Annotated in this window: 9 protein-coding genes; 8 read left to right on the top strand and 1 reads right to left on the bottom strand. The window is 40.7% G+C overall.

The genetic code is table 11. The annotated features are described in order from the left end of the window. Positions 1 to 261 precede the first annotated feature (261 nt). From BUB81_RS21900 to BUB81_RS06515, 3 genes are all read left to right on the top strand, one after another. A complete protein-coding gene (locus tag BUB81_RS21900; protein WP_139241517.1) occupies positions 262 to 414 on the top strand; it encodes a lasso RiPP family leader peptide-containing protein in 153 nt (50 codons plus the stop codon). 130 nt (positions 415 to 544) lie between these two features. Continuing rightward, a complete protein-coding gene (locus BUB81_RS06520) occupies positions 545 to 1,528 on the top strand; it encodes a hypothetical protein (RefSeq protein WP_073320058.1) in 984 nt (327 codons plus the stop codon). Positions 1,529 to 1,734: 206 nt separating this feature from the next. Next, entirely contained in the window at positions 1,735 to 2,955 is a 1,221-nt protein-coding gene (locus BUB81_RS06515; protein ID WP_084526282.1) for an HD domain-containing phosphohydrolase, read from the top strand. Positions 2,956 to 3,371: 416 nt separating this feature from the next. Here the strand turns inward: BUB81_RS06515 and BUB81_RS06510 are convergent, their stop codons facing one another. After that, on the bottom strand, positions 3,372 to 6,827 hold the full coding sequence (locus BUB81_RS06510; protein WP_073320055.1) for a fibronectin type III domain-containing protein: 3,456 nt from the start codon (positions 6,825 to 6,827) through the stop codon (positions 3,372 to 3,374). A 617-nt stretch (positions 6,828 to 7,444) separates the two neighbouring features. Here BUB81_RS06510 and BUB81_RS06505 point away from each other — a divergent pair. The 5 genes from BUB81_RS06505 to BUB81_RS22110 all read left to right on the top strand — a co-directional run bounded on the left by BUB81_RS06505 (position 7,445) and on the right by BUB81_RS22110 (position 13,629). Further along, entirely contained in the window at positions 7,445 to 8,848 is a 1,404-nt protein-coding gene (locus BUB81_RS06505) for an undecaprenyl-phosphate glucose phosphotransferase (protein WP_084526280.1), read from the top strand. Between the two features lie 7 nt (positions 8,849 to 8,855). Then, positions 8,856 to 10,025 (top strand): hypothetical protein, encoded by a 1,170-nt coding sequence (locus tag BUB81_RS06500; RefSeq protein WP_175555776.1) that lies wholly within the window; start codon positions 8,856 to 8,858, stop codon positions 10,023 to 10,025. Continuing rightward, positions 9,997 to 11,178, top strand: a complete 1,182-nt coding sequence (locus BUB81_RS06495; RefSeq protein WP_073320049.1) for a polysaccharide pyruvyl transferase family protein — start codon at positions 9,997 to 9,999, stop codon at positions 11,176 to 11,178. Before BUB81_RS06500 ends, BUB81_RS06495 begins: the two co-directional genes overlap by 29 nt. Beyond that, positions 11,175 to 12,545, top strand: a complete 1,371-nt coding sequence (locus BUB81_RS06490) for an O-antigen polymerase (RefSeq protein ID WP_073320046.1) — start codon at positions 11,175 to 11,177, stop codon at positions 12,543 to 12,545. The genes BUB81_RS06495 and BUB81_RS06490 overlap by 4 nt, the downstream gene beginning before the upstream one ends. 430 nt (positions 12,546 to 12,975) lie before the next feature. Next, positions 12,976 to 13,629 (top strand): glycosyltransferase, encoded by a 654-nt coding sequence (locus BUB81_RS22110; RefSeq protein ID WP_175555775.1) that lies wholly within the window; start codon positions 12,976 to 12,978, stop codon positions 13,627 to 13,629.

Genomic DNA, 13,629 nt, shown 5'->3' with positions numbered 1-13,629 from the left:
GATTTCAAAACAACCACCGCTGGATGTTTCCAAGATCCCGAATATCGCTGGGGCATTTTCCGGGACGACGTATAAGGTTAACTTTACACCCTAAGCGTCTTCCCGGACTCGTTCCGGGAACTAACAAAAAGGCCGAGATTTCAAAACAACCCCGCTGGACGCCACAAAAAGTATCAAACCCAATACCTAATAATGAGCTTTAATAACCAACATGAGTGCAAAAAACGTACACTATACATATCAACTTTATGGATGTGTTGAATGAACAAGCAAGACGACAGAAACAACAAGCTAACCTACCACGCACCCCAACTTCAGCGTGCAGGTAGCTTGCAAGAATTAACGCAAGGTTTTTCTGGCAGTGTTCCTGATGAACAGGGCGGCCATACCAAGCGGAACCCTTTCCAAGGTTAGTGTGTGCAATAAAGTGTGTGTGTTCTCAACTTTGCCCCGTATTACGGGGCATTTTTTTATCCGGCACTTTACACAAACCCTTAAACCACGCATCCTAGCACTAGTTGTACAGCAGTCAGCGGATTAAGGAATGTCACCGAATACTCAACAGGAACTGGCGTCGCTCAGTAGTACCCCACTTCACGGCGTTACCCTTGCCCTGGACAAAACTACCAACAATACAAACACGCCTTTTACGTTGGATGTGTCGTTCAACCCCGTTACGCCACTGAGCAACCCCAAAACAGCCTGGACGTTAACCGACAAAGGTGAACGCTACGAGTCGAATATTACGTTGAACAGGGAAGATGACTGCTATCAGTTGCATATAGACTGTGAAGGGCAGGGAACGTTTCAACTGCAAGGCAACCAATTAACCATAGACTGGCAGGCGAACGGCACCGGCCCGGCTCATTACCTGCAAACCCTGGGGTTATCGTTATTTCTAGAGCTGCAAGGCCACTTGTGTCTGCACGCCAATACCCTGGTTAAAAACAATCAGGCACAGTTGTTTTTAGCGCCAAGCCGCACTGGTAAGTCTACGTTAACCACGCTGCTAACCACTCTGGGATACACGTTAACAACAGACGACATGGCGGCGCTATACCACACTAACGAACAGTACGAAGTGTATCCCAGCTGGCCCAAAGTTCGCTTGTGGCCCGACAGCGCAGCGATGTTGGAAAATCACTTAACTACCCAGCCGGTACAGCAAAAGAAGGTACACGAGCGCTTCGCCAAACAGGAAATCTCTTTTGCGGCGCAAGATACTCATACCGCCGCGCCAGTAACCGCCATGTACTACCTAAACCGGGTAGACGAACAGCCCCAATCAGGTAATCCGCTCACCATTACCCCAATTAACCCCAGCGCAGCGCTGATCATACTCATGCAAAATAGTATGTTAGGTGATGCCTATCGCGGATTAGGCATTGAACAGTCTCGCATTATGGCGCTGGCTGCATTGTTACAACGTGTTCCTTTTTATCGGGTTACTTACCCAAGCGGGCTCGATCAATTGCCCGACATCGCCAAACATCTGGATGAACGGCTTCAATCTGAGCAAGCAAAGTAATCTGACCAGCGTAAACAGCGGGAAGAATGTTGTTTCCTTTCATCTAAATCAATAAAACGTCGCATTAGCGTAGCAAATCGTCGTAAACAGTAGATCTCTCAAAAAGTTTGCATAGAATGCCCCAGCTTAACTAGAGCCTGGCACTGGTGAACAGTGTTTTCTTTTTCAAGTTCATCGTAATTTTATCTTTGTGGTTCGGACTCATTATGAACAAACGCCGCTACCAAAAGCTGGTTGCAATATACCTGCTTGCTAGTTTGATATGGATAATCGGCAGTGACTGGTTGCTTGCACAGTTCATTGGCGATTTTAACGATTCTTATGTGTTGTCGGCAGGCAAAGGCGTGGCGTTTGTTACGCTAATGTCGGGCCTGTTGTACGTGTTGTTGATGCGCTTAAACAGCGCAGAAAGGCAAGTCGCCAGTGCGGCAACCGACAGCACTGAACAGTTGGTGCTCAATAAAATCCCTACGTTCTTTCAGCACATTCCTATGCTGACTTACGCAGTAAACTGGGACGGCAAAACCCTGCGTACGCTCTGGGTTAGCGACAACCTGTACGATTTACTGGGCTATACCCAAGAAGAAGCACTACAACCCGGTTGGTGGGAAAAGTGTGTGCATCCGGACGACCGCCTCAGAGCGCTGGAAGAAAGTAAAACCATACTGGCCAATGGGGGCGGCGATCACTATTACCGGGTAAAGCACGCCAAAGGGCACTACGTGTATTTTCATGATGAGCTGCGACGCGTTGAAAGCGTATCGGCTACCTGTTTTGTGGGAATTTGGCGTGATATCAGTACCGAGGAGTCGGCGTTAGAACAAGTGCAGGAGTATTCCACTAAACTGGAAAAAACCATACTCGGCACTATTACCGCCATTTCGCATATGGTGGAGCTACGCGACCCGTACACAGCGGGACATGAGTCCAGGGTAGGGGAGCTGGCATCGGCCATTGCTCTTGAAATGGGCTTAGACATGGATACCCAATACGGCTTGCGCATTGCAGGGCTGCTGCACGACATCGGCAAAATCAGTATACCGGCCGAGTACCTAACCAAACCAACACGTCTCACCGACGCAGAGTTTGAGATCATCAAATCTCACGCGTGTAATGGGTACAACATACTAAAAAATATCGCCTTCCCCTGGCCCGTAGCCGAAGTAGCGTATCAGCACCACGAACGCCTGGACGGCACCGGGTATCCCAGAGGGCTAAAAGGCGATGAAATCTTACTGGAAGCCCGCATCATTACCGTAGCAGACGTAATTGAGTCGATGGCCACAAACCGCCCGTACCGCCACGCACTGGGCATTAAAAAGGCCTTACAGGAAATAGAACAACACGCCGGCAAGCTCTACGACCCCGAAGTCTGCAACGCCGCCCTCACCCTGTTCCGACAAAAAAACTATCAGCTAGGGGATTAGTACCAACGCGTCATCCCGGACTCGTTCCGGGACCTTCCGGGCTTGCCCCGGGACCTAATAAAAAGGCCACGGAAGCTAGAGATTACACCTTTACCGTCATCTCGGGCTTGCCTCGGGAACTAATAAAAAGGCCACAAAGCCAAGCACAACCCCCACTGGTTGCTTTTAAGATCCCGGATATGCGCTGTGCGATTCCGGGACGACCCTCTAACCCTGTCATCCCGGACTCGTTCCAGGACCTTCCGGGCTTACCCCGGGACCTAACAAAAAGGCCACGAAGCCAAAGATAACACCCAAACCGTCATCCCGGGCCTGTCCCGGGATCTTCGGGACGACGGATGGAGGTGAACTATGCGGCTTTTAGGTGGTGTATAGGCCTTGGTACACACCGGTTAATCAAGTTCCAGCTATTCAAATTACTCATCTTTTATCGCGAAGATTATTTCAAGCAAGTCACTATACCTATGCTTGTAATCGAGATAAAAATAATTGTCTCTTATGGGATCAATTGAATTTAAGCGTTTAGCTTCTGCATTCGATAAACAAGTATCGTCATTTTCTGACATCTCGATATATGACTCATATACTAATTCACCGTATATTGTATAGCCCTCTGTTTCCTTTGTTCTTTGTGCGCATCTATATTTATAAATATAGTAAATGGCACCTCTGGTGTCGGTGTCGTCTAGCCCGTTGAAATAAGTTAGGTTGTAACTAGGGATTCCAACATTGTAAGTTAATTCTGCTTCAACTGACTGTTTAGGTACGAAGTACGGTTTATCATCTCCGCTCGCAGTTCTCCTCAATCGCTCAAATGGTTCATCTGACAATGCTTTAAAAATAACTTCTCTGTATTTTGTATAGATGCCATCAATCTCTCTACCGTAATTCCCGTAAACAACATATCGAGATTCGGCAACGGTAAAAAAGGGAATATCCAGAATGCCAACATGTTTTTTATATCTGAACTCCCCCGCATTGAGCACTTCTAGTGGACTTAATGGTCCTTCATATACTTCTTCATTAACTTGAAAATAGCTTCTGGCAAATAAGGCATTTTCAGCTCGAAAGCCAAATTCATTCTGAGCTGGAGTATGGTAGCAGGCATATTGAGACAGTCTTAGCGACTCATCGACCGGCAACTGATCCATTGACGTATACGCTTCGTTAATTTCGGTAATACAGTCGCCAAAGCGAATTTTGCCGCTGTCATATTGACGACCAATTTCACCCAGTTTATCAGTCGCTGAGAACAGAATAGTGTACTCGCCTTCTTCGTTCGCATTAGAAGTCAACTGGACATCGGCTTTAAGGGGGTCGTCACTGTGAGGAATTAAAATGAAATCGTTAGGATAAATGTCCCACGTCGCTGAAGAGGCGTCTAATTCATTGTATCCGAGATCATTTGATACCGATGCTGAAATGGTTGCAAAATCAGAGGTGGTAGATTCTGTGTCAACGTCAAACTGAAACTCTGGTACGGCCCATAACACGTTAGGCTCAACAAATGGGCAAACATTTTTGCTTTTCAATGAAAACTTGTTTGGCACTAATATGCCAAATTCAAAGCCAACAAAACACTCCAATCCCAACTCAACATTAAACGTATTAAATTGGGTAGGTGTTACCTGTGTATTGCCTGACAACGAATCAAACGTTACACCATTTCCAACTTCAATTTCTGCACTGGCATAGGGCTCAATGGAAAAGTAAGGTGCAGCAACAGTGTAAAACCGCAATTCGATTTTTGGCACTATTCTCAATTCCAGGTTCGCACCAATATGCACGGCAGCGCTGGCCGTACTTGACTGAGAGAGAAGAGTCGGGCCATTTAGTATGCCGTCCCATTCTTCTGTTAGTCCGTTGTAGCTTGCCCCCGCAGTTAGCTTGTACTTTCGATGCAGTCCTGTCGATACGTCAATACCCGCGCTCGATGTCGAGCTAATAACGGCATGCAATGTAAATATAATTTCCTGATAAACCGGTATAGGACCAACGGCATAAATCTTGGTGTTTTTAAAAGTCAGTGAAGGTACATCGATTTTTTTCTCAAAGTCCAACAAATCAACTGAGATAGAGCTGTCTACGGAAAGCGAAAGATCTACCGTTGCGTCTAGTCTTGATTCGGCACGTGCTATTTCTAAAGGGCCGGCCCATGCAAAATCTGAATATACTGAAGGTGCAATATCAATTTCCGGATCTAACGAAATTGAACCTGTAACTCCGTCAATATCTAAAGTGATTTTGTCACCATCGAAAGTTACGTTTACGGACTCACCGTTCTGTGTAAGATGGGCTTTTTTATAAGGCTTATAATACGCCGTATTGGAAATGGAATTGCCCCAGCGCTCTGCTTTGGTTGGTGATGTGTTTGCCGGGTATTTTCCACTGGCGGTAGGTACGACTTTTCGGCTGTCTGGAGCGAACCCTGACACTGTACCTAAGCTGGTATAGTCGGTGAGTTCAGCAGAGGGAATTAATTCACTTAAGCTCGGTTGCGTGACTAACACAGTTGCTTCGTTATTACTGGAAGATACTGAGGTGACCTGTTTAAAAAGAAGCTCATCATCGGCATTTTTAGCGAAGATAAAGTCACCAGGGGCAGGGACATTAGCTCCTGCGCTCAGTGTGAAAACTAATGTATCGCTGGAAGCACTTGTAAGCGTTAAATTGTTGTCCTCGGCTTGAAATATAGTTGTGCCTTGAGCTTGTATGGGTGATGACTTGTACGTTTTCGCGGCTATCTCACTACTTATCAGGCTCTGTTTATCCTCGGTTTTTGCAATTACCTTGAAGTAGTACTCGGTGTCTGATGCAAGTGAATCAATATCGGCACTTAATGCATCCCCTGTAACGTGGACTAAATGTGAAGGTAAAGGCTGAAAATCCGGTTGAGTACTGGCGTACACGGTATAACTAGTGCCGGTAGTTGGTATGCTAGTTTGGTCTTCGCTATACCAGTGTAAGGTTACAGTTTCGGCTCCGGTAACTGTAAGGGACGATATGGAAGGTGCTGATTCAGTCGTATAGTCGGCTGAACCGGTATCCGCCAATTTTTCAGCATAAGCCTGGCGAAAATAACCATTGTCGTCTGCAAACAGTAATTGTAAACCATGATTAGAAATGCCTGGAAGTGTGAACGCAGCACCGAAAAAAGACTGGTTAGAAAGTGAATCATTTGAGCAGGAATCAAACGACAGTGACAATGAAAAAACATGTCTGCTATTACTCACGTCGGCTAATTCCCCATCTGATATAGGGCAGCCTAAGACCTCGCCGTTAACATCACCATTGGCAGTAACTGAAATACGTGAATAAGGATCGTCAGAAAACTCGAGTTCACCAGACCCGCTAGACAAACTGAATAGATCGATTGAAGTGGCGTCTGTTGATTTCACAGCTTCAACATTTACACTTTGGCCTTTAACCGTAAGAGAAAATGAAAACTGATTTTCATTGAATGTGCCGGGCGAAGCCAAGCTCCCTTTAGCTACTGAAACAGAGGCTTCATAGTATGTATAGTCGGCGGTAAAAGAGCTGGTTGATTGAGTTTGTGTGGTAAGAAGGACGCCATACCCGTAGTCTTCAACCAATGGGTATTGTTCAAACGCAACCCAAATTTCACCTGACGGCAGGACAACTGCACTTCCGCAATTACAATTTGAAACCACATTTCCATTGGTATCCCGCACTTCTGTTTGCAAAGTATAACTGCCCAGACTAATTGCAGCTTTAGGCGTTACTGGCGGATTAGGGTTTGGTGAAGGAGTAGACGTGTCACCGCCACCACCACAAGCGGTAAGTACAAATAATAGGGGTAAAAAAGCGGTATATTTGACGACGGCAGCAAATGATTTAAGACAGGTTTTCACTTCATCACTTCCTTATGATTATTTTTTGTACCGTTATAGACTAATTGTTGAACATTGCCAACTATCTAAACGCCATCGTTCTGGCCACCAATAAATGTCATCCCGATCCCAAAAATGTCATCCCGGACTTGTTCCGGGACGACCCTCTAACCGTCATCCCGGGCTTGCCCCGGGAACTAACAAAAAGGCCACGATGTAAAAACAACTCCCACTGGATGTTTATAAGATCCCGGATAAACGTCATCCCGGACTCGTTCCGGGACCTTCCGGGCTTGCCCCGGCAACTAATAAAAAGGCCACAATGCAAAAACAACCTGGAACAACACACCCAAAATAAAACTTGGCACCACCTTTGCTCAATATTCCAAAACAATAACTTGCCCTACACAGTAAGCGAATAACAAAAAATAAAAGCGTAACTAAACCGTTTAATATCACTTACTAACAGCGCCAAACAACGCTTTCGTTTGGCATTGAGAGTAATTGAGGTATAGTTACACAATGGTGCAATAGCACCATTTTGGTGATTCATGGAATTGTCACTAACAGACATTACCATTACAATCGCCAACAAGCGCATTCATGTAGTATTGGAATTTACCAAGGGATGGTAGTTAATGAACGAAAACGGCGGATTCATTCGCAATAATATTAATCAGTTTGCCTTCGTATACCGACTGATTGATATTTTAATTATCCAGCTGTGTTTAGCTGTTTCTGCATTCGCGTATATCGGCAAGTTCGATGTCAGATACTTTGTGTTAGGTCTTATCTCTAACATGGCGTATCTCTTCTTTGCTGAACTCTTCGTATTGTACCGTTCCTGGCGAAACGGCTCCTTCAAAGAAATGTTGTTTTACACCGTAAGTAGCTGGCTACTCACGCTGTTCCCACTCTTCTTATTTTTATTCTTCACCAAGCAAACCGAATACTTCTCGCGGGTAACTTTGGGCCTGTGGATTATAAGCACCACAACACTGCTTTGCTTATGGCGCGCAATCTTCAGACAGTTCCTTATTTCCATTCGAAAAAAGGGCTACAACACCCGCTCAGTTGGCATTATTGGTTTAACCAAGCGCGGCTTAGACCTGGCAAATGAAATAGTTAACTACCCCGAATCAGGCTATAAGCTTACCGCTGTATTTGATGAACGCGCACCTGAACGGTTAGACGGAAAGTTTCTGCACAAACTCGAGGGCGGTATTGCCGATGGCGTTAGATTAGCCCAGGAAGGCAAAATAGAAATTCTGTTTGTAGCACTCCCGCTTACCAACAAAGCACGTATAGAGAATATTCTAAAAGAATTGGGGGATACTACGGTAGACGTGCACATTGTGCCGGATGTATTTACCTTCAACTTACTGCACTCTCGAATGGGGCACGTAGGAGAAATTCAAACAATCAGCGTATACGACAGCCCTATGAGGGGGGGTTACAGCATAATGAAACGGATAGAAGATTTATTCCTGGCGTTTTCAATTCTTACTGTAATTGCGCTACCAATGCTTATAATCGCAGCATTTATCAAAATTACGTCACCTGGCCCGGTATTGTTTAAGCAAGACCGCTATGGCATGGATGGCAAGAAAATCAAAGTATGGAAGTTCCGTTCTATGCGCGTTATGGATAACGGCGAAGTAGTCAAACAAGCCACCAAAAATGACCCACGCGTTACCAAGTTCGGTGCATTTTTACGTAGAACCAGCCTGGACGAACTCCCTCAATTCTTTAATGTGATACAAGGCACTATGTCGGTAGTCGGGCCTCGGCCTCATGCGGTGAGCCACAACGAAGAATATCGCAAGAAAGTGGCTTACTACATGTTACGCCACAAAATGAAACCAGGCATAACCGGCTGGGCGCAGGTAAACGGGTGGCGCGGTGAAACTGATACCGTAGAAAAAATGGAAATGCGTATAAAGTACGACTTAGAGTACATTCGTAACTGGAGTATATGGATGGACTTTAAGATTGTAGTGTTTACGGTGTTTAAAGGATTTGTGGGTAAGAATGTTTACTGAGTCTAGATTGAAAAAATCTGCAATGCTCATTGAGCAAGTAATATTTAGTGCTTTTAGCTTTATTGCTATTAATATAGTGAGCTTGCTATATTCCTCGGATGAATTTCGAGTTTTCTTAGTTGTATTTACGTTTGTCACAGCAAACATGTTAATTGGCGCAGCCTGCATATCATCATATTTTATTTCGTCTACTACTATTAACTACGAAGATACATTTACTAATAAATTAACAGTATCATTGATTATGATAATAGCGATCCCGGTATTTATAGGTTTGCCGATTATTATGAAATATGATTTTCATTATTTCATCTCATATATCACGTTATCCATTGGTTGGATGTTGTCTGACATAGTAAGAAGAAGTTCCATATTAAAAAATACTATTATAAAGCAATTATGCATTACTGCTATATCGTATTTTTTGATTTTAACTATCATTGTATTGGGTAAAGTGGTTGGTGTATCAATATTAAACGTTATGTTTTATGCTGGGATTTCGATGTGTGCAGTTGCCCTGATTTCAATTTATCCTGATTTAAAGCTTAAGTTTAAATCAGAAGAATTAAGGAAAATAATTGTATTCTCATCTCCGCTATTGATTGGACTTGGTGCTTTTTGGGCTTATACTCAAGGAATATATTTATATTTAGAATCAGAGTTAAGTTCTAGAGCTTTAGAAAAGTTGAGGGTTTCTCAAAACTTTGCATCTCTAATTTCAGTTGTTGGTTTGTATTACGAAAATTCTTTATCAAGAAAAATGTCAAATGACTTGAATTATCTAGAATTAAATTATCAAAGTGAAAAATTCCAAGTGCTAAAACTTTCAGTTTTATCCGCGGTGGCAGTGGTTTTAATAACTATTGTGCTTCAATATTACTTCACATTTAGCGTGGAGTTACTTCAAGTTTTAGTTTTTGGAGTTGCATTGATTTTATACAACTCGACTAAAATTGAGGTTGTATATTTTAGATTCATCAAATCAACTAGAAAAATCATGCACGCCCATTTATTTTCTATATTATTGATGAGTATTGCATTTTATATTTTTGAATTAATTGGCAAGTTGAGTTTTTACGATTATTTAATTCTTATAATAATACCATATCTTGCCTTTTTTATATGTATCATGATTTTATGGAAAAAAAATGGAAATAAGAAATATATTGTTGATTAATGCTTATTCTTTTAAGAATCTCGGAGACTCTGGAATTGTTGTAGCAATGATAAATCTTCTTAAAAAAGACTATCCAAATGCAAAGATAAGTGTAATGAGCGGTTCTTATGAAGAAAACAAGTCCTTTTATTCTAGATATAATGTTGAATCGGTAGAGCCTATTTGGAACATAAAGCGAAGAAAAAATTTCATCGCAAAATATATTGATGGGCTACTAAGTCTATTAAAGCTAATATCGGTACCAGGTCATAGTGACTTTAGATTGTTTCGAAATGCAGACGTGATTATTTCCGTTGGTGGTGGTTATTTATACTCTTCAGTAAAGGGACCATTGGGTTTAGGGCTGATTAATTCTCTATTTCACTATTATGTCGGTGTAAGGTTAAAAAAGTGTGTAATAGGTTTCCCTCAAAGCGTCGGGCCGTTCAACCACAAAATTGATAAATTTATTTCGGAGTTTGTCCTTAGTAAAATAAGTAGACTCTATTTAAGAGAAAGTAGGTCTTTAGAAAATTTTTCTAGAAAGAAAAATATTAAATTATTGCCTGATATCGCTTTATGCAAATGGTTTGACGTTAAGAAGCATTCATCTACCGGAGATATAATAAATGTTGGTGTTACTGTACTTGACTGGAGATTCGCTTCGAGAGGCGATGATTGGAATTCTATAATTGAATATCTAGAGAAGATAAAAATCGCACTAAAAGATTTATCAGTAAAACACAAAAAAAGTATCGTCGTAAAAATATATCCTCAAGTTGATGTGAGTGAGAATGATAGTGATCTTTATGTTTCAAACTTACTTTGTGAATCACTTATCGTTTCTGGCTTAGAATCAAAGGTTGTGAGAATAAACAAGCTTTCACACGAGGAGATAATAAGAGAATATGCACGTAATGACCTATTTATTGCGTCAAGAATGCATTCTGCGATTTTTGCTATTAATGGAAATTTACCACCAATAGCTCTAGCCTATCAACCTAAAACTGCTGGTACCTTAGAGGTCGTTGGCCTTGGTGACAATGCATTGGATATCAAAACATTTAAACCTGATGAACTGCTAGAAAGATTACTTCTAAATATTCACTCAAATTTTACCTATGATTATCCAGAAGAATCTATTAGACAAGACTTGAAAGAAGTAATTAAATGATTAAATTATCATTTATTGCAATATTCATTACTGCAATATTTACAATACTTTCGTTTGTTCAATCATCTAAGCGAAGTAGAGTATGGATATTCAGTCCTGCATCTTTACTGAGTGTTGGGTTGTTTGTAATGTACGTTTTACGTCCTGTCTATATTGTTAGGAAAAACGAATGGAGTGTTGAGTTTATAAATAAAAATACGCTCTACACTTCTGAAAGTGAATTTTTCGTAGCTTCCATATTGAGTATGGTTTTTGTTCTGGTAGTTTTGTTTCCTTTTATCCTCGAATCGTTTAGAAATAAGAAAGTTGAAAATTCCGATATAAATATTCGATATTTAGGTAATGCTATTTTGCCTGGTAACGTTAGACTTCTGTGCTATGTAGCATTTTTCGCGCTTGCTCTTGCCTTCTTTTCTATTATTATTTTAAGAGTCGGTTTGATAAATTATTACAATTCACTTGGTTTACGACATGTATTACTCAAGGATGTTTTCGGACCTTTTGCATTTTATTTTATGACACTTTTCTTTTTCTTGCATTCTCTGTTGTTAGTAAAAGTTTATAATAGCCTTGTTTTATATCGACGAATAAAGTCTGAGGATGTCTTTTTTATTTTATTAATGATTGTTTTATACGCATCTTTGGGGGGGCGTTCTAATATTCTTTTTTTATTGATAAATGTATTTTTTATATTCTTATATATAAATGGTTCACCGAGGAAAGACTTAAAAATAAAGTTAGTTCTGTTTTTCTCTTTTATATTCTTATTTTTTGGCGTTCTGTACCGAGTAGTTTTAAGGGACGTTTCATTTGCGGAGAACTCTAACAAGAATATTTCAGATTTACTTTTAGAAAAGACAATTGGAATATTTGACTTTATAGTTGATGGTGGTGATTTCGTTCAGTTTGACGCGTTAATGACTGTATTATCAAGACCGAACTTTGATTTGTTGTACGGAAAAACTATTTTGAGCTGCTTTACTTCTTTTATTCCTCGTGCCATTTGGGAAGGCAAACCTAGGGGAGGTATGACTGAGTTTACTCAAACATTCTTTCCTGAGCACTACTATCACTCTCTAGGAGGGGAGTACGTTGTATCTTGGTTTGTGGAACTAATTTTAAATTTTGGATATTTTGGGGCCATTTTTGTTAGTTTGATTTGTGGTTGGTTTGTATACAAAGTCGAAAAAATGACCCGGGCTCGTTTGTTACCAGCAATTTGGATTTTGGTTATATCAATTTTGTCTGTACGGTTTTTTAATATTGCGAAAGCAGATTTGTTTAATAATTTTATGGTATTTATGCAACTGGCATTTATTCCACTTACATTTGGTGTACTTTTTTATCTTAGTAGAAGGTTAAAATGAACTTATGATATTTCTAGCAGATTTACCGTTACCACATCATGGTATGTCGGCTATTAATAGTGCTCTCAAAAGTGAAATCGAGGGTCACAAAATAGACTGTCTTTTTATTAATACAAGTCCTTCCATCTTGTATAAATTTTGTAGAGGTATATTTTTTCGTCCTTTTAGACCATTTTTCCATCTCTTTTGTCTTCTCAGATTGTTTTTTAATTTGATTTATTTCAAGAACATCTCGGTCGTTTATCGTTCTATAAATGGCGGTTGGGGACAGGTTTATGACATTGCATATTTAGTTTGTGCATTGTGCTTTAACAAAAAAATATACATCCACCATCATTCCTTTTCATATTTCAATAGAAAAAGCAGACTGTTTAATTTGATAATAAAAATTACAAAAGGGAGTTGTGTCCATGTAGTTCTTGGTGTTGAGATGCAGTCTAGATTACAAAGTATGTATAGTGTTGATGCTTCTGAGATAAGAATTGTTTCTAACCTAGCATTTCAGGGGCCGTCTAATGGAGAGCCAGTAAAGGCTAAAACTGGCCTTACTGTAGGTCATCTGGCTAACCTCACTGTGGAAAAAGGCACTGGGTTTTTTTTAGATGTCGTTAAAGAACTTATTTCAAGAGGTTATAGCTTTAGAGCTTCGCTTGCTGGCCCCATTATAAGCAATGAACTTATAACTCCAATTGAAAATCTCACTGAATTTCAATCCTTTGAATACTTGGGTTCTCTTTATGGTGATTCAAAAATTCAGTACTTTGGGAAAATAGATATTTTCATTTTTATTTCAAATTACTCTAATGAGGCAGAGCCCTTAGTTTTATATGAAGCTGCAAAATCGGGTACTTTATTAATAACAAGTTCTAAGGGGTGTATGTCTTCTCAAACATCCTCTCTTGGTGGTTTTGTATTTGATACATCCTCTATATCAGTTGTCGAAATAGCCGATTTTATTCAAAGCGATATTGTTACTCAAAAGCTGAAAGACCAGCAAGTAATTGATCGTATACAAGCTTATGATGAGTTGTTTTTAAAATCACGTCTTGCACTAAATTCTTTAATAAGTGAATTGGGTAAATAA

Source organism: Marisediminitalea aggregata (genome assembly GCF_900129565.1).
In the GTDB taxonomy this organism is placed as follows: Bacteria; Pseudomonadota; Gammaproteobacteria; order Enterobacterales; family Alteromonadaceae; genus Alteromonas; species Alteromonas aggregata.
The sequence above is the reverse complement of the archived record's forward strand: the minus strand, read 5'-3'. Positions and strand labels throughout refer to the sequence as shown.

Coding starts and splice junctions, on each gene's coding strand:
- BUB81_RS21900 (WP_139241517.1), top strand. CDS start 262: ATGAACAAGCAAGACGACAGAAACAACAAGCTAACCTACCACGCACCC.
- BUB81_RS06520 (WP_073320058.1), top strand. CDS start 545: ATGTCACCGAATACTCAACAGGAACTGGCGTCGCTCAGTAGTACCCCA.
- BUB81_RS06515 (WP_084526282.1), top strand. CDS start 1,735: ATGAACAAACGCCGCTACCAAAAGCTGGTTGCAATATACCTGCTTGCT.
- BUB81_RS06505 (WP_084526280.1), top strand. CDS start 7,445: ATGAACGAAAACGGCGGATTCATTCGCAATAATATTAATCAGTTTGCC.
- BUB81_RS06495 (WP_073320049.1), top strand. CDS start 9,997: ATGGAAATAAGAAATATATTGTTGATTAATGCTTATTCTTTTAAGAAT.
- BUB81_RS06490 (WP_073320046.1), top strand. CDS start 11,175: ATGATTAAATTATCATTTATTGCAATATTCATTACTGCAATATTTACA.
- BUB81_RS22110 (WP_175555775.1), top strand. CDS start 12,976: ATGCAGTCTAGATTACAAAGTATGTATAGTGTTGATGCTTCTGAGATA.